The sequence below is a fragment of the Photobacterium proteolyticum genome (genome assembly GCF_001939735.1).
GTDB classification, from domain to species: Bacteria; Pseudomonadota; Gammaproteobacteria; order Enterobacterales; family Vibrionaceae; genus Photobacterium; species Photobacterium proteolyticum.
In genome coordinates this window covers 83,218-104,946 of the sequence record NZ_MJIL01000053.1, presented here as the reverse complement: position 1 = coordinate 104,946, position 21,729 = coordinate 83,218, and the positions used below count along the sequence as shown (strand labels likewise).

The following is a 21,729-nucleotide window of genomic DNA, read 5'->3' as shown; positions in this document are numbered from 1 at the left end:
ATATTTTAGGGTAGTAGAGAGATTTTTATGCTTTTGCTGCTTCACTGTCACTTGCGCTTTCTTGCTCTTGTGCAACGGACTCAGCGTTGCCTGGCAGATAAGCACCAATGGCTTTCGGGTATAGCCAACCGCCGAAGCAGGCACCGAAGATAGGCGCCAGGATTGGAACGATCATATAAGGGATGTCTTTACCGCCAGTGAGTGCCATATCGCCCCAACCAGCCAGGAAGGCAAAGAATTTCGGACCGAAGTCACGCGCCGGGTTCATGGCAAAACCGGTTAGTGGACCGAGCGAACCACCGATCACCGCGATCAGAATACCAATCATCAACGGGGCCATCGGACCGCGAGGGGCACCGTTTTTGTCATCTGTTAGGGCCAGGATGGCAAACATCAGTACGGCTGTGATAACAAACTCAACTGCAAAGGCACCACTGAAAGACAGGGCGGCATTCGGGTAGGTAGAGAAAATACCGGCCGTCGCCAGGCTTGCCTCACTGCCTCGAACTATTTGGTTGGTTGCTTCAAACTCTGCGAAAAGGTTGCTGTATAGGCTATAGATCAGAGCGGCGGTACAGAACGCGCCCAGTAGCTGAGCAGCAATGTAAGGCGCTACTTTGCGTTTGTCAAAGCCATGGAACAGTGCCAGGGCAATGGTGACGGCTGGGTTGATATGGGCACCGGAGACACCAGCAGTACAATAGATGGCGATAGCGACACCTAGGCCCCACATGATGCTGATTTCCCATTGACCGAAGTTTGCACCAGTCAGTACAAGTGCTGCGACACAGCCAACACCGAAGAAAATCAATAGTCCTGTACCAATGAACTCGGCAATACATTCGCCAAGTAGCGTATGTTGTTTCGGGGTAGTCATTATTCAGTCCTTTTGTCGAATGTTGTAGGGGTATTTCTTTTATCTTTCTTATTCGCTCTTAATGTACTCGAACTAAACGTAATTGAAATGTTAAAGAATTAATTTTGTGCGTTCGAGCATAAAAATGGGCTCACTTTTGCGCGTTCGCGCAAACGGTTGCGGTTTTTTTAAACTCGATCATCTCAGCTTTGATGCACTGCAATTCAGTTGGTATGTGATTTTGGGTTTTTGAGTTTATCTTATTGAATTGAAATAAAAAATCCGGCCATGGAAAGGCCGGATGTGCCATAAGGGCAAGATCTTGGATAATTCCAAGAGAGATACGATCAAGATAAAAATTAGCATGGCAACCCTGCATTAAAATAGAGTTAGATCGCAATTCTAAGCATTTCGTCACGTTGCGCTCACACACCTTCGAGCATTTGTTCAGTTACTCGGCATTATGGTGAAAAAAGCTATGCTGGGTGGGGGGCGGCAGGGTGGCCGGAGGGGACTGGCTGCATTTGGCTGGGAGTAGGCAAAATAACCGTCAGAATTGTGTAAATTTCACTCATTTGTTGCAAAGCGGCGGATTTGTAGATGCTAGAAGGCGGCAGCCTCGTTAGAATAGGCTCAACAGTAATGTAAACAGAGCCTGTGGGTTATTACCTTAACGGTTTAAGGTAAAATGATAGGCGGAGATCAGGTGAACAATATGTCATTAGAAATGTTGGAAAAGCTAGAAGCCAAAGTACAGATGGCTGTTGATACAATTTCCCTGCTACAGATGGAAATTGAAGAACTAAAAGAACAAAACGATAGCCTATCGACTGAAGCTCAAGAGCTACGCTCTGGCCGAGAAGCGCTGGAACAAGACAACGAGAAGCTACGAAATGATCATCAGGCTTGGCAGGAGCGTGTACGCAACCTGCTTGGCAAGATGGATAGCGTCGAATAAAAAAACAGAGCCTTTGGGCTCTGTTTTTTTCTGTCAGGCAGACACGATGTCATGAGAGGCCGGTAGCCTGATGGCTCCGGCTTGCTCGTTATCCAGTCTACTCGATATCAAGCGGCTCGGGCGAAAGGATAACTCCTGTCGTATCAGCATAGATGTGATCTTCCGGCAGGAAGGTGACCCCGCCAAAATTCACGGCGACATCAACTTCACCGATACCCTGTTCATCGGCACCAACCGGAATGGAAGCCATTGCCTGGATGCCGAGCTCCATTTCGTCCAGATCATCGACGTTGCGGACACAGCCGTAGACAATAATTCCTTCCCATTCATTGGTGGCAGCCAGCTGCGCGATATCGGCATCAATGAGCGCGCGTCTCAGTGAGCCTCCGCCGTCGACAAGCAATACACGGCCCGCACCAGGTTGTTGCAGCGCATCACGAATCAGCCCGCTATCTTCAAAGCACTTAATGGTTGTTACCTGGCCGCCGAAAGAGTTTCGGCCACCATAAGAGCTGAACATTGGCTCAACAACATCGACTTGGTCGAGGTAGATATCGCATAGTTCGGACGTATTATATTCCATAAGTTCGCTTCTTCTTGTGGCAATTGAAAAGGGTTGGTATACAGCCATGCTGAGCATGAGTCGTTGCTGATGGCTTTCTGCTAACCTGTTGAAAGTATAACTAGCCAATATGACATTGCAATAACGCCCCTCACAAAGCAGGGGCAAGTTAGTGTGTCAGATCTAGCCGGCTGCGAGCACGACACCGGCGGCGAATAGCAGGTTTGTGAGCAGCGCACATTTCACCATGGTGGCCATCATCGGGCGCAGGGCGGCTCCGTCTGCTGAATGTAGTACCTGTTTCCCGTGCTTGAACAGCAGGGGGGCACTCAGAATGAACAGCCAGCCAAACGGCGAGTGCATCTCAAGGGCGGCAAATAATGCCAGGCAGAGTACGCTGCCGGCCAGCAGGAACAAATGGTACTTGCGTCCCCAGTCGGGACCCATGCGTACCGCCAGGGTGAGCTTGCCGCAGGCCCGGTCATTGTCGATATCCCGCAGGTTGTTGATATTCAAGACACCAACGGCCAGCAGGCCGCAGGCCGTGGCAGGCAGCATAATGACCGAGTCGATTTGTCCGGCTTGCAGGTAGTAGGTGCCGGCAACGCCAAGCCAGCCAAAGAACATGAGTACCGAGAGATCGCCCAGGCCGCGGTAGCCGTAGGGCTTGTTACCGACGGTATAGGCAATGGAGGCCGCAATCGCCATCAGGCCCAGCAGCATGAAACCGAACATATCCTGGAGGTTGTTGCAGGCGATGAAGATCAGGCTCAGGCCACTGGTGACGGTCAGCAGGATATTTAAGATCATCGCATTGCGCATCGCTGACGGGGTTACCAGCCCGGACTGGATTGCGCGTTGTGGCCCGAGGCGGTGCTCGTTGTCCGTTCCTTTGACGGCGTCGCCATAGTCATTGGCCAGATTAGACAGGATCTGGAGTAAGAGTGCGGTCAGCAGGGCCAGGCCCGCTACTAAAGCAGAAAAACTTCCTTGCCATCCTGCGACTGCACTTCCGCATACAATCGATGCGACGGCCAGCGGCAAGGTTTTGGGTCTTGCGGCATCCAGCCAGATTGCGAGTGAAGATGAATTCATAATGTGCTTATTTCGGAATCAGTCGAAGGGCTATTATGGCGTATACACAGCGATGGGCAACTTTATCGGCAGATTGTTTGTTCAAGAACAAAAAAACGGTGCCTTAGGGCACCGTTTTGATATAGGAGAAGAACAAATAGATTGTTCAGGCTTATAGGATGAAGCGGCTCAAGTCTTCGTCTTCGACCAGCTCACCGAGACGCTCGTTGACATAGGCTTCGTCGATGATCAGTTTGTCACCTGATTTTTCGGTCGCGTCATAGGACAGCTCTTCCATCAGGCGCTCCATGACCGTGTGCAGGCGGCGGGCACCGATGTTTTCGGTACGTTCGTTAACCTGCCACGCGGCATCGGCCAGTTTGTTGATCCCGCTTTCGGCAAACTCAATTTCTACCGATTCAGTCGCCATCAGCGCCTTGTACTGCTCGGTCAGCGAGGCATTTGGCTCGGTCAGGATACGCTTGAAATCGCCGCTGGTAAGGGCTTCAAGCTCGACGCGGATTGGCAGGCGACCCTGAAGCTCCGGGATCAGATCCGATGGTTTCGCCACCTGGAAAGCACCGGAGGCAACAAACAGGATGTGATCGGTTTTAACCATACCGTGCTTGGTCGATACGGTGCTGCCTTCTACCAACGGCAGCAAGTCACGCTGGACACCCTCGCGAGACACATCTGGGCCGGAGGACTCACCGCGCTTACAAATCTTGTCGATTTCGTCGAGGAACACGATGCCGTTGTTTTCAACCGCAAAGATGGCCTGCTCTTTCAGCTCTTCCTGGTTAACCAGTTTCGCCGCTTCTTCTTCGGTCGCCGCCTTCATCGCGTCTTTGATTTTCATCTTGCGCTTTTTGGTGGTGTTACCGGCCAGGTTCTGGAACATGCCCTGAAGCTGGTTGGTCATGTCTTCCATGCCCGGAGGGGCCATGATCTCGACACCCATCTGCGGGGCGGCGATTTCGATTTCGATCTCTTTGTCATCCAGCTTGCCTTCGCGCAGTTTCTTGCGGAAAGACTGGCGGGCCGTCGAGTTGCTGTCTGCTTCTTCATTCTGGCCCCAGGCATCGCGCGCCGGCGGCAGCAGAATATCAAGAATACGGTCTTCAGCCAGCTCTTCGGCGCGGAAGCGGACTTTTTCCATCGCCTGCTGGTGGGTCATTTTCACTGCGACATCAGTCAGGTCGCGGATGATGGTTTCCACTTCCTTGCCGACATAGCCCACTTCGGTGAACTTGGTCGCTTCAACCTTGATGAAGGGGGCGTTGGCCAGTCTGGCCAGGCGGCGGGCAATTTCGGTTTTACCGACACCGGTCGGGCCGATCATCAGAATATTTTTCGGGGTTACTTCGACACGCAGTTCTTCAGGAAGCTGCATGCGGCGCCAGCGGTTGCGTAGGGCAATGGCCACAGCACGCTTGGCCTTGTCTTGACCGATGATATGACGATCAAGCTCATGAACGATTTCGCGAGGAGTCATCTCAGACATTACGGCTTCCTTACTTGGTATCAAGTTCTTCGATTGTATGTTGGTGATTGGTGAAGACACAGATATCACCGGCAATGTTCAGTGATTTTTCCGCAATTTCACGGGCGCTGAGATCGGTATTCTCCAGCAGGGCCGTTGCTGCTGCCTGGGCAAAATTACCACCGGAGCCGATTGCAATCAGATCATTTTCCGGTTGGACGACGTCACCGTTGCCGGTGATGATCAGGGAGCCGGTTTCATCGGCTACAGCAAGAAGGGCCTCTAGCTTGCGCAGCATACGGTCGGTGCGCCAGTCTTTGGCTAGCTCGACGGCTGACTTGAGAAGATGGCCCTGGTGCATTTCCAGCTTGCGCTCAAAACGCTCGAATAGGGTGAAGGCATCAGCCGTGCCGCCGGCAAAGCCTGCTAGAACTTTGTTGTTGTATAAACGGCGCACTTTGCGAGCGTTACCTTTCATTACGGTATTGCCCAGGGAAACCTGGCCATCACCGGCGATAACGACTTTACCGTTTCGACGTACAGATACGATAGTTGTCACGGTTTTACCTCTTTGAGTCTCTCCGGCCTGTGCCGGTATCGGTATTAATGCTTATCTGGGGGTGGGAAAAGTTTTTTTCAAGGTATCGGGATTGGAAAAAGAAAAGGATGCGGCTGCATCCTTTTCCTTGAACCTGATGTTGCGGGCTTTCCGGGGCGGGGCCGTTTATTCCCAGAACCAGATAGCACAAGGCTCGATACCGGCCCGGCGCAGCATGTTGCGGTCACTTTCGGCTTTGCGCTTTTGCGGGTAAGGACCGAGGATCACCCGGTACCAGTTGCCTTTCTCGCCCTGGCTGATCTTGACCTGGCTGGTCAAGCCCTGGAAGGCAATCATGGCCTTGCGCTGTTCGGCCTGATCCTGGCTGCGATAGGCGCCACACTGCATGAGGTAAGGGCGGCTCGGCTTCTGCTCTTTCTTGGCTTCGACCGGGACTTCCTTGTTTTCCAGCTCCTCGATATAGCGCCATTTCTCTTCCGGTTTCGGCGGCAGCTTTTTCTCTTGCGCCTTAACGGCGGGTTTCGGCTGTGGCTTCGGCGCGGGTTTTGGCTGCACGGTCTCGGGCTGGGGAGCCGGCGTCGTTGACAGGAAATACAGGCCGTAGCCGAGTGCGCTGACCAGGCACAATGCTATCAGTGCCCATTTTATCGGGAAGCCGCCGGAGGCAGGGGCTTTACGCGTGTTACGGGCTGGCTTTTTCGGCGAGCGTCCGCGCTTTACATAATCTTTTGTGGCCACAGTTAGAATAAACACAACGGGGAAAACAATTCTCGCTATGTTACAAAGTTGCGCTGGGGCTGACTAGTGCTGGGATCAGATCTGGACGAAATGCTTGCACGCCATTGGGTGAATTTTGTGAGCTTATGCCCAAAACATAAGCTCACATTGGGGCTGTGTTCCGGTTACTGGGCCGGTGGTGCGGCACTTTCCCGGATCACCAGCTTGGCATCGAGCAGGCGGGAGCCTGATGAGATCTCCTTGCCCTTGAGGATTTCAAGCAACATCAGCATCGACTGACGGCCGATTTCATAGCGTGGCTGAGATACAGTGGTCAGAGGCGGATCGCAGTATTCGGCGAACTGGATGTCATCGAAGCCGACAATCGATAAATCTTGCGGTACCCGGAAACCCAGACGCTTGGCTTGCTGCATGGCTCCGATGGCCATGACATCGTTATGGCACAACAGCGCCGTTGGTGGCTCGGGCAGGGACAGCAGGGCGGTGACGGCGCGGGCACCGGCTGCGAACGTGAAATCACCCTTGACGGTATAGGCCGGGTTGAGTTCGACGCCTGCACGACGCAATGCCTGTTGGTAGCCTTGCGATCGGAACTGGCACAGTGCTGCCGAGTCAGGCCCGGAAATTTGGGCAATGCGCTTGTGTCCCATCTGGGTCAGGTAGTTGACGGCCTCAAAGGCGGCAGTCAGGTTGTCGATATGAACGGTCGGAAGCTCAAGCTCCGGGGCAAACTCGCACGCCATGACCATCGGCGGCAGATTTTTTTGCTCGGGTTTGCTGACATCGAACGGCAGGTCCGTGCCGAGCAGTAACATACCGTCAGCCTGCTTGGTGAAGACAAGATTGACGAATGAGTTCTCACGGGTCTTTTGCTGACCACTGTCGCCTAGCAGTACCAGGTAGCCATGTTCCATGGCGGCTTCCTCGATACCCCGGATAATCTCTGTAAAGTAAGGATCACAGATGTCCGGCACGATAGTGACAATGGTTTTTGATTCGTTACGACGAAGATTCCTAGCCAGCGAGTTGGGTGAGTAGCCAGCATCCATGACGGCCTGTTCAACTTTTTTTCGGGTTGAAGCCGACACTTTCTCCGGGTTCATCAAGGCACGGGAGACCGTGGCTGTTGAGACACCGGCGAGCTGGGCAACATCCTTCATTGTCGCCATAATTACAGTTCCTCTCTATTTATATTTCTCTCATTATTGCCGGAGGATCATAGCCAAACCGGGCAGATACCTATACCAGCGAGCCTACTATTGTAGGCGCTCCGTCGGGGATTAAACATGCTCGAAATAGCATAAATTACATTCAATGTGTGACATGAGTCGCATTGTTCATTTTAAGTTAAATCCTGCGGTTCGACATCAATCGACCACCTGACTTTCCTGGCCAGAGGCAGCAGTTGGATAGCCGGCTTGGCGATGGTCAGCATTTGCTGCAAGGTCTTGCGATCCGGCGTCTGGAGCAGTAACTGCCAGCGATAGCGGCCGGCACGGCGCGACAATGGGGCAGGGTTGGGTCCCATCACCGGTGTCTCTTGGCAATAGAGCGGGCTGGACTCAAAAATGCCGCGAACTTGCTGTAAAAATTGCTCAACAAGCTCACTCTCGTTGGCTTCTGCACGAAACAGGGTCAGATAGGTGTATGGGGGCAAGAATGCCTGCCTGCGCTCGTCAAGTGCACTGACGGTAAACTGGTCATAGCCTTTATGCAGCAGAGCCTGAAGCAGAGCGTGTTCGGGGTGGTGGGTTTGCAATATTACCTCACCGGGTTTGCTTGCCCGTCCGGCCCGCCCGGCTACCTGGATGAACAATTGGGCAAGGCGCTCGGCTGCCCGGAAGTCATTGCTGAACAAGGCACTGTCGACATCGATTAGGCTGACCAGGGTAACATCCGGAAAGTGGTGTCCCTTGGCCAGCATCTGGGTCCCGATCAGGATTTGGTATTCGTTGTTTTTTATTGCTTCAAGGTAGCTCTCGAGGCTGCCTTTGCGGCGGGTGCTGTCTCTGTCGATACGTACTGTCTTGTATTCGGGAAACAAAGTTGCCAGCTGCTGCTCCAGCTGTTCGGTACCGACTCCAACGGCATTGAGCTGGGTCGAGCCGCAGTTGCCGCATTGGGGCATCATCGGCCGTTGGGTGGCACAGTGGTGGCAGCGAAGCTCTCCCGATTGCTGGTGGAAGGTGTAGTAGGCATCACAGCGTTTGCACTCGGCGAGCCAGCCGCACTCGTGGCAGATCACGGCCGGGGAATAGCCGCGACGGTTGAGGAACAGCATGACCTGGTTACCGGCCTCGAGATGTTTGCGCATCCTGGCAATGAGCGGAGCTGAGAGTCCAGCCTCCTGATAGAGCCCTTTGACATCCAGCACGCCGTGCCGTGCCTGCTGGGCATTGCCGGCCCGGCGAGTCAGTGTCAGGTGGTGGTACTTGCCGGTTTTGGCATTGTGGAGGCTTTCCAGGGCCGGGGTGGCCGAGCCGAGGATCACCGGGATGTTCTCCCGGTTAGCCCGCATCACGGCGAGATCCCGGGCATGATAGCGCAGGCTGTCCTGCTGCTTGTACGAGGCATCGTGCTCTTCGTCGACAATGATGATGCCAAGGTTGCGAAATGGGGTAAACAGCGCCGAACGGGTGCCGATAATAATGCCTGCCTGGTTGTCTCTGCCAGCCAGCCAGGATGACAGTCGCTCGGTGTCATTCAGCCCGGAGTGAACGGTTTCCAGCGGCACATTGAAGCGGCGGCGGAAGCGGTTGATGGTCTGCGGGGTCAGGCCTATTTCCGGTACCAGGATCAGTGCCTGCTTGCCGGCAGCCAGCATCGGTTCGAGCAGGTTGAGGTAGACCTCGGTCTTGCCGGAGCCGGTTACACCTTCCAGCAGGTAGCAGCCAAATTCCGGGTTGGCATTTACGGTTGCTACTGCCAGTGCTTGCTCGTCGTTGAGCTTCGGCTTTTCTTCGGTAACGGTAAAATCACGCTGCCAGTTCTTTTGGTCTGGTATTTCTTCGAGGGCCTCGATCCAGCCTTTGTCACTCAGTGTTTTCAGTATTGCCGAACTGACCTCCTCGGCCAGTAAGCTCTCGTGGCTGCTTTTGCCATGACGCAGGGTGTTGAGCACCTGAGCCTGACGCGGGGCGCGGCTTAGCGCGGCCAGCGGCTGGTCGCGTCCGGCTTCGGTGATCTGCCACATTTTCAGGCTGCTCGGGGCTGCCTCCCGGCCCTTGCGCAATAGCGTCGGCATGGCATTGGCCAGGGTATCGCCGAGCGGGTACTGGTAATAGCTGCTGGCCCAACTCAGCAGGCCGAACAAGGGCGGATGCCACAGTGGCTCGCTATCCAGCACGGTGTTAACGGCTTTTAGCTGGGCCTGAGGGAAATCGGATTTATCCGTCAGTGATATAACGATCCCGATAAGCTGCTTCGGGCCAAAAGGCACCTTAACCCGGCCGCCGATAACAGGGGACTGGCCTGGCTTTATCAAATAATCAAAAAGCTTATCCAGGGGGACAGGAAGAGCCACGCGGGCAATGTTGGGCGTCATAACTAACCGAGTAATCCACATATACTAAGATTAGGAAGTGTACATTGCTCGGCTGCGGGCGCAAAGCGGTGAAAAAAGGAGCGCATTAGTTGATCTGGGCGACGTGATTGATTACTATACGCCGCCTAATTTATCGTATTGGTGTCAGCTTGCTGATAGCCAAACGTTATACTGTTATTAACGCGTGTGGTGCCCGGCTTTGGATCGGGAGAGCGACACGGCCTTAGCTTTGAGGTTATCCCATGAAACAAGGTATTCACCCAGAATACACAGCAGTGAACGCTAAATGTTCTTGCGGCAACACTTTCGTATTTAACTCTACTATGGGTAAAGACATCAACCTTGATGTATGCGACAAGTGCCACCCTTTCTACACTGGTAAGCAGCGTCAGGTTAACACTGGTGGTCGTATCGACAAGTTCAACAAGCGTTTCGGTGCGCTTTCTAGCAAGTAATTGCCAGATGAATTTCGAAAAAGGGACGCGCAAGCGTCCCTTTTTTTATCTGCGGACAATATCTGGCGCGGGCAAAATTAGTTTTTTCCTTTATACCCAAGCTACCTCAATATGCTCTGAATCCTGCATCTTGAGATAGTTTGGGTATATACCTTCTTTGTTACTGGTTATTTGATGTAGCGAGTAGCACATTTTCTACCCATTATTCCGGTGTTTGTTCAAAATTCTGCTATACCTGAGTATTCCGGTGGGGATTAATTGGCTCGACCAGCGTTGCTGCGCTAGGATTTTGTATCGCTATAGAATATGATCTATCTCCCAATACCGAACTGAACATCATTTTCATTCAGGATCAAGACCACTATGTCTGAAGATTTTCGTCAACAAGCACTGCACTACCACGCTTACCCTGTTCCAGGTAAAACCGCTATTTCCCTAACAAAGCCGGCAGATACGGTTGAAGACCTGGCCCTGGCCTATAGCCCGGGTGTTGCAGAGCCTGTTCGAGAGATCGCTCAAAACGCAGAAAACGTTTACAAGTACACGGGTAAAGGCAACATGGTTGCCGTAATTACCAATGGTACCGCTATCCTGGGCCTGGGTAACCTTGGTCCGCTGGCATCTAAGCCGGTGATGGAAGGTAAGTCATTGCTATTCAAACGCTTTGCGGGTCTGGATTCTATTGATATCGAAGTTAAGCACCGCACCATCGATGAGTTTGTTGATACGGTCGCCAACATTGCCGATACGTTTGGCGGTATCAACCTGGAAGACATCAAGGCACCAGACTGCTTTGAGATCGAGAAACGCCTGATTGAGCGTTGTGCGATCCCGGTCTTCCACGATGATCAGCATGGTACGGCTATTGTAACCGCAGCGGGTATGCTGAATGCCCTTGAGATCCAGGGCAAGAACGTCAGCGAGTCTGTGATTGTCTGCCTGGGGGCCGGTGCTGCCGCTGTTGCTTGTATGGAGCTACTGATCAAGTGTGGTGCCCAGCGCGAGAAAATCTACATGCTGGATCGTAAGGGAGTGATCCATACCCGTCGTGACGATATCAACGAATACAAACAGCTGTTTGCCAACAATACCGATAAGCGTACGCTGGAAGATGTGATTGAAGGTGCCGATATCTTTGTTGGCGTATCTGGTCCTAACTTGCTGACGCCGGAAGCGCTTAAGCTGATGGCCGACAAGCCGGTTGTGTTCGCCTGCTCGAACCCGGATCCAGAGATCAAACCTGAACTGGCACATGCTGTGCGTGATGACTTGGTGATGGGAACTGGCCGTTCCGATTACCCGAACCAGGTGAACAATGTGATTTGCTTCCCGTTCATCTTCCGTGGTGCCCTGGATGTGCGCGCCAGCGTGATCAATGACGAAATGAAGCTGGCTGCTGTTCATGCCATTCGTGAGCTGGCAAAAGAGCCGGTGCCTGCCGAAGTTGTGAAAGCGGCTGGAGCTGATAAGCTGGAATTCGGTGCCGATTATATTATTCCTAAGCCGATGGATTCGCGCCTGCTTCCTCGTGTTGCCAAGGCGGTTGCCCAGGCGGCCATTGACTCTGGTGTCGCGCAGATCGAGATGCCTGTGGGCTATATGGAAAACTGATGTAGTCAGTGATTACAGTTGAATACGATAAGCCAGCCGCACACTGTGTGGCTGGCTTTTTGCTTTTTAGCGTATGGGAAAGGTACTTGATTCTATTCTGCAGGATCTTGTTCCGGATGTTGTCGTTGCGGTGCGAGCGGGTGGTTTGTACCACGGAAGGTTGTGGTTAGATGGGTTAAACGGGAGGACTTTGCTATCTGAGATAGTTAAGGGAGGGGCCGCTAGGCACGTTACTGAGTTGTTGTGTCAAGACAGTATTTTTACTGACTGTGGTTCCAATGTTGTTGCCACAGTCAGCTTTTTGCATCGAACAGTCTAGTATTATTCGTTGATGTCTTCGTATTTTATGCCCATTTCTTCCATCAGCTCCTTGGCTTCTGCCGGCAGATCGTCAGGGCGGTCTTTACGGATGTCATCATCAGTCGGTAGCGGCTGCCCTGTGTAGGCATGCAGGAAGGCTTCGCACAGCAGCTCACTGTTGGTTGCGTGACGCAGGTTGTTGACCTGGCGGCGGGTGCGCTCGTCAGTCAGGATTTTGAGTACCTTTAATGGAATCGAAACGGTGATTTTCTTTACTTGTTCGTTTTTCTTACCGTGCTCCGCATATGGGCTGATGTATTCGCCATTCCACTCTGCCATTTTTTACCTTCTCAGCGATGTTGGATTCAATAAATTTAATATGGGTGAATTTTAGCGGGATTTACTGCCATAAGCAAAGACATATAGACGTCTAGAAGTGTTGACGTCCCAAATAAATGTGGTTAATGTTGTTGATTAAAAGTTATTCGAATGCAGGGCTTGCCCCAGACAAGGAAAGTAAATATGAGTGACAAGAAGCTTGCCACCGTTGCCGTACGTACCGGTATTGAATCAGACACGCAGCATAACGCTGTCGTTCCGCCAATTTACCTGACTTCTACCTATAGCTTCCCACAGCTGGGTGATCTTCCTCAATATGATTATTCACGTTCCGGCAACCCGACTCGAAATATGCTTGCAGATGCCTTGTCTGAGCTCGAGGGCGGGGCCGGCGGCGTGGTTACCAATTGCGGGACGGCAGCGATCAATTTGCTGGCTTCTGCCTTGCTGGGACCGGATGATTTGGTGATAGCCCCCCATGACTGCTATGGCGGTACCTACCGCCTGTTTAACACCCGGGCGGGTAAAGGCGACTTTAAGGTTGAGTTTATTGATCAGTCCGATCCGGATGTATTGGCGGCAGCACTGGCCAGAAAGCCAAAGCTGGTTTGGGTAGAAACCCCGTCTAACCCGCTGCTCCGGGTGGTGGATGTCGCCGAACTGTGTGAACAGAGCAAGCAAGTCGGTGCGTTGGTGGCGGTCGATAACACTTTCTTGTCACCTATCCTGCAGCAGCCTATCGCGCTGGGCGCTGATTTTGTTGTCCACTCGACCACGAAATATATCAACGGCCATTCCGATGTGGTTGGTGGGGTGCTGATTTCCAAAGAGGCCGAACAGGCCGAGAATATAGCCTGGTGGGCCAACTGTATCGGGGCGACCGGGGCGCCGTTTGATGCCTACCTGACCTTGCGTGGATTACGTACCCTTGCGCCGCGGATGAAAATGCACGAGGAAAACAGTGCCCAAGTGCTGGCCTACCTGCAGACCCAGTCGCTGGTCGGCCAGATTTATCATCCGAGCCAGCCCGATCACCCTGGCCATGATATTGCCGTCAAGCAGCAAAAAGGATTTGGCTCGATGCTCAGCTTCGAGCTGGCCGGTAGTTACCGTCAGCTTGAAGTATTTGTCTCTGCATTGACATGCTTTTCGTTGGCGGAATCGCTGGGAGGGACGGAAAGCCTGATAGCTCATCCTGCGAGTATGACGCATCGCGCCATGTCTGACGAGGCTCAGGTCGAAGCCGGGATAAAGCCGTCGCTGCTACGCTTGTCGGTGGGACTTGAAGATCCAAGTGATCTGATTGCCGACTTGGAGCAGGCCTTCAAGCAAGCAGCGGAGGTAACTGAATGAGCCAGCCCGTAAACAGACAGACAGCCCTGCGGCAGTTACATAAGTTCGGCGGCAGTAGCCTTGCCGATCCCGACTGTTATCGTCGGGTGGTGACGATTTTGCAAGAACACTCCGGCAGTGATGATTTGATTGTGGTGTCGGCTGCCGGGAAAACAACCAACCGCCTGATTGCCTGGGTCGAACTGCTGGGCAAGGATGGCCGTCAGGCCCACGAGGCCCTACAGGAACTACGTGCCTTCCAGCAACAGCTGATCACTGAGCTAGTAACAGGCTCGGTGGCAGATGAATTGCAGACTCAGCTACATTTTGAACTTAGCGAGCTCGCCCGGTTGGGCGAGTCCAAGCTCGACGAGGCGGCGATCGCAGCAATTTTGGGGCATGGTGAACTGTGGTCGGCACGTTTACTGTCTGCCTTGCTGGTGCAAAATGGCTTGTCATCCGGACACCTTGACTCACGAGAGTTTCTACGGGCGGAGCGCTCGGCTCAGCCGGAAGTGGATCGGGCCCTGTCGTGGCCGCTGCTTAAGGCGCAGCTGGCCCAGCACAGCCAGCACCGGATCGTGATCACCGGCTTTATGGCCCGTAACCAGAAAGGTGAAACCGTATTGCTGGGTCGCAATGGCTCGGACTATTCGGCGACCATCATTGGCGCGTTGGCTGAAGTCTCGAGAGTCACAATCTGGAGTGACGTTGCCGGGGTATACAGTGCCGACCCGCGTAAAGTCGGGGATGCCTGCTTGCTGCCTTTGCTGCGGCTGGATGAGGCCAGCGAGCTCGCGAGGCTGGCGGCACCGGTACTTCACAGCCGGACATTGCAGCCTGTCGCCCAGAGTTCGATTGACCTCACGTTGCGCTGTAGTCACCAGCCCGAGTCGGGATCGACACGGGTAGAGCGGGTACTGGCTTCGGGGCGCGGGGCCAAGATTATCACTTCGCTTGATGATGTCTGTCTGATTGAGCTGGATGTGGCTCGCTCCCATGACTTCGAGCCTATTTTGGGTGAGCTGGAGCGAACCCTGCAGCGGGCTCAGCTACTGCCATTGGCCCAGAGTGTCGAGGCTGATCAGGGACGTATTCTGCTCGCGTATACCGGTGAGGTCGTCAACAATGTATTGGGCCTGCTGCAAGACAGCGGTATTACCGCGGAGCTTCGTCTGCGGGATGGCTTCTCGGTGGTGGCCGCTGTCGGAGCCGGGGTGGTCAACAACGCCGTCCACTGCTACGGGTTTTATCATCAGCTAAAGAACCAGCCTGTTGAGTTCACGACCGAGCCGGACTCGGGGTTGAGCCTGGTGGCTGTGCTTAGAAAGATTGATACGGCCCCGCTGGTGGCGCAGATCCACCAGAGCCTGTTCCAGGCACAGAAACGGATTGGTCTGGTACTGTGTGGCAAAGGCAATATCGGCAGTCGCTGGCTGGAGTTGTTTGACCGTGAAAAGGTACAGCTGGAGAAACGTCATGGAATGAGCTTTACTCTTGTGGGGGTAGCCGATAGCTGCCGCCATTGGATTGACTTTCAGGGGATTGAACCGACCCGGGCACTGACAGCTTTTGATGACGAAGCGGTTGATTATGCCGAAGGCGAGCTGCTGAATGTGCTGGCCGCACACCCTTATGATGATGTGATGGTACTGGATGTGACAGCCAGCGCCGAGCTGGCGGCCAAATACCCGCAGATTGCCGAAAGCGGCCTGCATCTGATTTCCGCCAACAAGGTTGCCGGCTCTGCCTCGGGAGAGGATTATCATGCCGTACAGGATGCGTTTGCCAAGAGCAGCCGTCATTGGCTGTATAACGCCACGGTAGGGGCTGGACTGCCGGTCAACCATACGGTGCGGGACTTGCGTGAAAGTGGCGATGATATTATTGCCCTGTCGGGGATTTTCTCTGGCACGCTGTCATGGCTGTTCCAGCAGTTCGATGGTACGCTGCCTTTCTCCCAGCTGATAGAACAGGCTTGGCAACAGGGGCTGACAGAGCCGGATCCCCGTCATGATCTCGATGGCAGTGATGTGATGCGCAAGCTGGTGATCCTGGCCCGAGAGTCTGGGCTGGACTTGGAGCCGGAGCAGGTTAGGGTGGAATCCCTGGTCCCTGAGGAATTGGCTCCGCTGACACTGGACGGCTTTTTCGAGCAGGCCGGTGTGTTGGATGAGCTGCTCAATGAGCGGCTGGTCAAGGCGCAGAAGGAAGGCAAGGTACTGCGCTATGTGGCCCGTTTGGACAAAAACGGCAAGGCCGGTGTCGGAGTCGAAGCCCTGCAACAGGAGCATGCACTGGCAAACCTGCTACCCTGTGACAATATCTTTGCCATTGAAAGTCGCTGGTACCGGGATAACCCGCTGGTGATCCGTGGACCGGGTGCCGGTCGGGATGTGACTGCCGGGGCATTGCTGTCTGACATTAACCGGTTGGCAGCGATGTTATAGCGGCTTTTGACAGGCAAAGATCGCACAAGGGAATGCTAGTGTGGTCGAAGGTCTCGCCAATAAATCCCCTTACAGTATGAATCGCTAGTTTGTAGTGAAAAGCCCGCATCTTGCGGGCTTTTGCTTATTAGTGCGATGTTCGCTATGTTGAAGATCGTGCAAGATCAACTTGAGAAATATTCATGTTCACTTTGTTGACATTAAATTGGTTACAAGACATTCTGTAGACATATAGACGTCTAAACGGTTATTTAATGGCGTCACCATTTTAGGGAGCAGGCCCGGGGCCGGAACAGAAAGGAATAGACTATGGGGTATTCACACGCAAGTCACTTGGATTCGCTTAACCAGAACATCGCCGATCTTAACGGTGATATCAACGTTTCGTTTGAGTTCTTCCCACCAAGCAGCGAGCAGATGGAACAGACCCTATGGAATTCTATTCACCGTTTGAAAACCCTCAAGCCGAAGTTTGTTTCAGTGACCTATGGTGCCAACTCCGGCGAACGGGATCGCACTCACTCCATCATTAAAGACATTAAGGAACAAACCGGCCTGGTGGCGGCACCTCACCTGACCTGTATTGATGCCAGCCGCGATGAGCTCCGTACCATTGCCCGTGACTACTGGAATAACGGTATTCGCGATATCGTGGCACTGCGTGGTGACTTGCCGGAGAAAGGTGTCAAGCCCGATATGTATGCCGTCGACCTGGTAGAGCTGTTGCGAAAGGAAGCTGACTTTGATATTTCGGTGGCGGCCTATCCGGAGGTGCACCCCGAGGCAAAGAGTGCCCAATCGGATTTGATTAATCTAAAGCGTAAGGTTGATGCCGGAGCGAGCCGGGCAATTACCCAGTTCTTCTTCGATGTCGAAAGCTACCTGCGTTTCCGTGACCGCTGTGTTGCTGCCGGGATTGATGTAGAAATCGTACCGGGCATCCTGCCGGTTTCCAACATGGTTCAGGCCAAGCGCTTTGCCCTGGCGAACAATGTGAAGATCCCGGGCTGGCTGGAGAAGCAGTACCAGGGACTGGATGACGATCTGCTGAGCCGCCAGATGGTCGGTGCCAGCAATGCGATTGACATGGTGCGTGTACTGAGCCGCGAAGGGGTCAAGGATTTCCACTTCTATACCCTGAACCGTGCAGAGCTGACCTATGCCATCTGCCATACGCTGGGCGTTCGTGCCGAGGCCGGTGTTCAGGTGTAAGCAAGCTTTCCTTCCTGCTCTGAAAGCCATTAAAAAAGCCGCTTTATTAAGCGGCTTTTTTCGATAATGGATAAGGTGCCAAGTTAGCCGTTAAGGGCTACCTTGCTGTCTGCACTGTCCATGTCCTTCAGCTCAACCAGTACTTCTTCAGCCCAGTCAATCCACGCCTGACGGTTGTGAATACCACGGCGAAGCGTTAGACGATCAAGGCGTGCCTGACGGTCCATGTTCTTGTAGTCGCCGAAATGGACTTTCTCCAGTTCGTGGTAGTGGTTCATCAGCGTGTGAGACTCTTCAATCAGCCCTTCCAGCTGTTGTTGCATCGGCACAGAATTGTGCACGCCACAAACCAGTAGTTTGGCAGAGAACTCATCGCGGATGGTTGGGTTGCGAGCAGGCTCCTGGAACCACTCAAACAGTGCCTGACGGCCCAGATCAGTGATGGAGTATACTTTACGATCCGGCTTGCCTTCCTGCGGTTCCAGTTTGCAGGTAACCTGATCGTTGGTTGCCATTTTGTTTAGCTCTCGGTAAACCTGCTGGTGGCTTGCCTTCCAGAAGTAGCCGATGCTGTGGGAAAATTCTTTTGTTATATCGTAACCGGTTGCGTCGCGATTGCTCAGCACGGTCAAAATTACGTGTGGTAGTGACATCTCTTCTATCCGTTAAAATACTACAAATAAAAAACAATCAGACCGACGTTACCCTTCGCTCTTTGGCGTTTGTTATAATCGTCTTGTTGCAGTGCCTGATCGAGATCACGTAGCATACACATCAATGTGATCTTTATCGACACCAGAAAGTGATAATAACCATTTTGGGCAGCGTCCAATTGTTCATCTTGTGATGTTTGTCTATATCTTAAGGTTTCCGATGCACTGCAATATATTGTGATTCATCCATGTTCACAGTGCATGTGATTACTTTAGACTATGCGACTAGTTACATTACGTCTCATTATTGAGTCACTGTAATAAAAAAAGTGTGTAAAAGGTATAAATGGCATATCAGGTCTGATCAGGTTGAGGCGAAGGATTGGGTTTTGGGGAGGTCAGAAAAAAAAGGCCTTCACGCGGAAGGCCTTAAAGTAGCGTTTGGACGTTCGGGCAATCAGGTTAGCCTGTGTTGCGCATGCCTGTTGCGATACCGGCTATGGTTACCATCAATGCCTCTTCCAGCATCGGCGATGGCTCATCTAGCTGACGGGTACGGTACAGCAGCTCGGCCTGAAGCATATTCAGCGGCTCAACATAGATGTTACGCAGGCGAATAGCCTCTGCACCCCATGGGTCCTGTTCCATCAGGTGGGCACTGTTCTCGACATTCAGAACGGCCTTGATGTCTTCCTGCAGCTGATTGCGCAGTTTCTGACCCATAGGCCACAGCGACTTGTCAGTCAGGCGCTGATCATAGTATTCGGCAATCCCGATGTTGGTTTTGGTGAACACCATTTCCAGCATGCCAAGGCGAGTCGAGAAGAATGGCCACTCGCGGCACATATCTTCCAGCTGCTGGGCATGGCCCTTGTCAATCGAGAATTGAATCGCCTCGCCGGCGCCCAGCCAGGCTGGCAGTAGCAGACGGTTCTGACTCCAGGCGAAAATCCACGGTATGGCACGCAGGCTCTCTACGCCGCCTTTCGGGTTACGCTTGGCCGGACGCGAGCCCAGCGGCAGTTTGCCTAGCTCCAGCTCCGGTGTGGCCGCGCGGAAGTATGGGACAAACTCTTCATTGCCGCGTACCACGTCGCGGTAGGCTTCGCAGGAAACTTCAGACAGCACATCCATCAGTTCACGCCAGTCTTGTTTTGGCGCTGGTGGCGGTAGCAGGTTGGCTTCCAGAATCGCACTGGTGTACAGGCTCAGGCTGTTGACGGCAACTTCCGGCAGGCCGAGCTTGAAGCGGATCATCTCACCCTGCTCGGTAACGCGCAGGCCGCCTTTCAGGCTGCGTGGCGGTTGTGACAGCAGTGCAGCGTGTGCTGGCGCACCGCCGCGACCGATAGAGCCGCCACGGCCGTGGAACAGGGTCAGCTCGACACCGGCTTCTTCACAGACATCAACCAGGGCTTCCATCGCGCGGTACTGGGCCCAGCCAGCTGCCATCACGCCGGCATCTTTGGCCGAGTCCGAGTAGCCGATCATGACCATCTGGAAGTTCTGGATAAAGCCACGGTACCAGTCGATATTCAGTAGCTGCTTGATGACCGATTCGGCATTGTTGAGATCGTCCAGTGTCTCGAACAGCGGACAGACATCCATTCTGAACGGACAGCCTGCTTCTTTCAGCAGCAGGTGGACAGCCAGAACATCTGAGGCAGTACGGGCCATGGAAATCACATAGGCACCCAGGGCTTCACGTGGCTGCTCGGCAATCGCCTTACAGGTTTCGATCACTTCCTGGACATCAGGTGAAGGCTGCCAGTCACGAGGCAGTAGCGGGCGTTTGGAGGCCAGCTCGCGCACCAGGAAGGCGACCTTGTCCTGCTCGCTCCATTGATCGTAGTCGCCGAGGCCCAGGTGACGGGTTAGCTCGGAAATGACATCTGAGTGGCGGGTACTTTCCTGGCGGATATCCAGACGTACCAGGTGGACGCCGAAACACTTGATGCGACGCAGCACGTCCAGCAGCAAGCCGTCGGCAATGATGCCCATGCCGCATTCGTGTAGCGACTGGTAACAGGCATAAAGCGGATCCCACAGCTGGTCGACATGCTCGATAATGCCGAAGTTAGGCACGCTCAGGCCTTTAATCTGGGCGTCAAGCACGTCACGGGTATTGGTGAGCTTGGCACGTAGATCCTTGAGGATGGCACGGTAAGGTTCGTGCTCGTCACCGGCCAGTTCGCGCACCTGGTCGTTGCATTTGACCATCGACAGTTCGCTGACCAGCTCCTGGATATCGCTCAGGTACAGATCGGCGGCTTTCCAGCGCGACAGCAGCATGACTTCGCGGGTGACCGACGAGGTCACAAACGGGTTGCCGTCACGGTCACCACCCATCCAGGAGGAGAATTTCACCGGCGAGGCATCAATCGGCAGGCCTTCGCCAAGGTGGGTTGTTAGTTTCTCGTCGAACTGGCGCAGGAATTCCGGTACGGCCTGCCATAGGGAGTTTTCGACAACGGCAAAGCCCCATTTGGCCTCGTCAAGCGGGGTCGGGCGCTGCTGGCGGATCACATCAGAGTGCCACGCCTGGGCAATCAGCTGCTCGAGGCGCTGTTCGACACGTTGGCGCTCGCTTGGAGACAGCTCGCTCAGCTCCAGCTTGGAGAGGCATTTGTTGATCTGCACCAGCTTGTGGATCATGGTACGACGGGCAATTTCGGTAGGGTGCGCCGTCAGTACCAGTTCGATGTTCAGATCACGTACCGCCTGAATCGAGTCAAACTGGCTGATATCACTGTTGCTGAGTTTGCCAAACAGGGTATCGATAGAGTCCGGGCTGCAGATGTGTTCTTCGCAGTGGCGGGATACCGTGTGATACTGTTCGGCAATATTGGTTAGGTTTAGGAACTGGCTAAAGGCACGGGCTACCGGCAGTAGCTCGTCATCAGGCAGGTTTTGCAACTCATCGATCAGTTTCTCACGATCATCCTGATTTCCTGCGCGGGCAGATTTAGATAACTTACGTATAGCTTCCACTTTATCTAGTAGTGGCTCGCCATGCGCATCTTTAATGGTATTACCCAGCAGGTGGCCGAGCATACTGACGTTACTTCTTAACGCGCTGTACTTTTCGTTCATATCGCATCCATCTCGTAATTTTGTTACATCCAAATCGCAATTGCGTTAGTGACAATCTATCCGTGATCCCACTTTCAGGTCAACTTTGATTACATTTAGCCGCCATAAATTGAAGCTAGATTGATATTTGTCATGATATGAAATCCAGTATGTAACAAATTTTCGTAAAAATGGGTCATAAGACACGCATTTAGTGTGCTCTCTGCGCCATTTAGTGTGCTCTCTGCGCATAGTGCTATAACTTTCATCGCTTACTGCGTATTAGATCTGACAATTCTAATTAACATTTTTTTTATTCCTGCTGTTGACAGGCCAAGGATTAATCGGTAAACATATAAATGCAATCAAGATGAATAAAAATTTAGCCATTTATCGATGCCAATATCGACGCTAAGTATCAGCGCAAAGAATAGCTAAAGATGCTGAATGTAGGAAGTTATTAACATGATCCAGGCGACTATTCACAATCTGAATTCCCTCCGACGACGCTAAGTCTCATCGCCTGGTGCG

17 protein-coding genes are annotated in these 21,729 nt (G+C 53.2%); 6 read left to right on the top strand and 11 right to left on the bottom strand.

The annotated features are described in order from the left end of the window. Positions 1 to 25 precede the first annotated feature (25 nt). Positions 26 to 877 (bottom strand): MIP/aquaporin family protein, encoded by an 852-nt coding sequence (locus tag BIT28_RS07390; protein ID WP_075762986.1) that lies wholly within the window; start codon positions 875 to 877, stop codon positions 26 to 28. A 694-nt stretch (positions 878 to 1,571) separates the two neighbouring features. Between BIT28_RS07390 and zapB the strand changes: the two genes are divergently transcribed. Then, the gene (zapB, locus tag BIT28_RS07380) at positions 1,572 to 1,814 is read left to right on the top strand and encodes a cell division protein ZapB (protein ID WP_075763046.1); all 243 of its coding nucleotides are present in this window, start codon (positions 1,572 to 1,574) and stop codon (positions 1,812 to 1,814) included. Positions 1,815 to 1,911: 97 nt separating this feature from the next. Here the strand turns inward: zapB and rraA are convergent, their stop codons facing one another. From rraA to priA, 7 genes are all read right to left on the bottom strand, one after another. Beyond that, complete coding sequence (gene rraA / locus BIT28_RS07375) at positions 1,912 to 2,397, bottom strand: ribonuclease E activity regulator RraA (RefSeq protein ID WP_075762984.1); 486 nt, start codon at positions 2,395 to 2,397, stop codon at positions 1,912 to 1,914. Positions 2,398 to 2,559: 162 nt separating this feature from the next. Continuing rightward, positions 2,560 to 3,471, bottom strand: coding sequence for a 1,4-dihydroxy-2-naphthoate polyprenyltransferase (locus BIT28_RS07370; RefSeq protein WP_075762983.1), 912 nt, complete (start codon positions 3,469 to 3,471; stop codon positions 2,560 to 2,562). A 151-nt stretch (positions 3,472 to 3,622) separates the two neighbouring features. Next, positions 3,623 to 4,954 (bottom strand): ATP-dependent protease ATPase subunit HslU, encoded by a 1,332-nt coding sequence (gene hslU / locus BIT28_RS07365; protein ID WP_075762982.1) that lies wholly within the window; start codon positions 4,952 to 4,954, stop codon positions 3,623 to 3,625. 10 nt (positions 4,955 to 4,964) lie between these two features. Further along, a complete protein-coding gene (gene hslV, locus BIT28_RS07360) occupies positions 4,965 to 5,492 on the bottom strand; it encodes an ATP-dependent protease subunit HslV (protein WP_075762981.1) in 528 nt (175 codons plus the stop codon). A 165-nt stretch (positions 5,493 to 5,657) separates the two neighbouring features. Then, the gene (locus BIT28_RS07355) at positions 5,658 to 6,230 is read right to left on the bottom strand and encodes an SPOR domain-containing protein (protein WP_075763045.1); all 573 of its coding nucleotides are present in this window, start codon (positions 6,228 to 6,230) and stop codon (positions 5,658 to 5,660) included. 164 nt (positions 6,231 to 6,394) lie between these two features. Beyond that, a complete protein-coding gene (cytR, locus tag BIT28_RS07350; protein WP_075762980.1) occupies positions 6,395 to 7,399 on the bottom strand; it encodes a DNA-binding transcriptional regulator CytR in 1,005 nt (334 codons plus the stop codon). 173 nt (positions 7,400 to 7,572) lie between these two features. Continuing rightward, positions 7,573 to 9,774, bottom strand: a complete 2,202-nt coding sequence (gene priA / locus BIT28_RS07345; protein WP_075762979.1) for a primosomal protein N' — start codon at positions 9,772 to 9,774, stop codon at positions 7,573 to 7,575. A 242-nt stretch (positions 9,775 to 10,016) separates the two neighbouring features. On the opposite strand from priA, the gene rpmE reads away from it, so the two are divergent. Beyond that, the gene (gene rpmE, locus BIT28_RS07340) at positions 10,017 to 10,229 is read left to right on the top strand and encodes a 50S ribosomal protein L31 (protein WP_075762978.1); all 213 of its coding nucleotides are present in this window, start codon (positions 10,017 to 10,019) and stop codon (positions 10,227 to 10,229) included. 363 nt (positions 10,230 to 10,592) lie between these two features. After that, positions 10,593 to 11,840: a malic enzyme-like NAD(P)-binding protein gene (locus BIT28_RS07335; RefSeq protein WP_075762977.1), complete on the top strand. Its 1,248-nt coding sequence runs from the start codon at positions 10,593 to 10,595 to the stop codon at positions 11,838 to 11,840. Positions 11,841 to 12,161: 321 nt separating this feature from the next. On the opposite strand, the gene metJ is transcribed toward BIT28_RS07335, so the two are convergent. Beyond that, positions 12,162 to 12,479 carry a met regulon transcriptional regulator MetJ gene (gene metJ / locus BIT28_RS07330; protein WP_075762976.1) on the bottom strand — a complete coding sequence of 106 codons (318 nt, stop codon included), beginning with the start codon at positions 12,477 to 12,479 and terminating at the stop codon, positions 12,162 to 12,164. 183 nt (positions 12,480 to 12,662) lie between these two features. Here metJ and BIT28_RS07325 point away from each other — a divergent pair, with 183 nt between their 5' ends. The 3 genes from BIT28_RS07325 (at position 12,663) to metF (ending at position 17,473) form a co-directional block, all read left to right on the top strand. Next, the gene (locus BIT28_RS07325) at positions 12,663 to 13,832 is read left to right on the top strand and encodes an O-succinylhomoserine (thiol)-lyase (RefSeq protein WP_075762975.1); all 1,170 of its coding nucleotides are present in this window, start codon (positions 12,663 to 12,665) and stop codon (positions 13,830 to 13,832) included. Further along, positions 13,829 to 16,261: a bifunctional aspartate kinase/homoserine dehydrogenase II gene (locus BIT28_RS07320; RefSeq protein ID WP_075762974.1), complete on the top strand. Its 2,433-nt coding sequence runs from the start codon at positions 13,829 to 13,831 to the stop codon at positions 16,259 to 16,261. Before BIT28_RS07325 ends, BIT28_RS07320 begins: the two co-directional genes overlap by 4 nt. 309 nt (positions 16,262 to 16,570) lie before the next feature. Beyond that, positions 16,571 to 17,473: a methylenetetrahydrofolate reductase gene (gene metF, locus BIT28_RS07315; protein ID WP_075762973.1), complete on the top strand. Its 903-nt coding sequence runs from the start codon at positions 16,571 to 16,573 to the stop codon at positions 17,471 to 17,473. Positions 17,474 to 17,556: 83 nt separating this feature from the next. Here the strand turns inward: metF and BIT28_RS07310 are convergent, their stop codons facing one another. Together BIT28_RS07310 and ppc are read right to left on the bottom strand one after the other, a co-directional pair. After that, positions 17,557 to 18,126, bottom strand: a complete 570-nt coding sequence (locus BIT28_RS07310) for a PadR family transcriptional regulator (protein WP_075762972.1) — start codon at positions 18,124 to 18,126, stop codon at positions 17,557 to 17,559. Between the two features lie 462 nt (positions 18,127 to 18,588). Continuing rightward, complete coding sequence (gene ppc / locus BIT28_RS07305; RefSeq protein WP_075762971.1) at positions 18,589 to 21,219, bottom strand: phosphoenolpyruvate carboxylase; 2,631 nt, start codon at positions 21,217 to 21,219, stop codon at positions 18,589 to 18,591. Positions 21,220 to 21,729 lie beyond the last annotated feature (510 nt).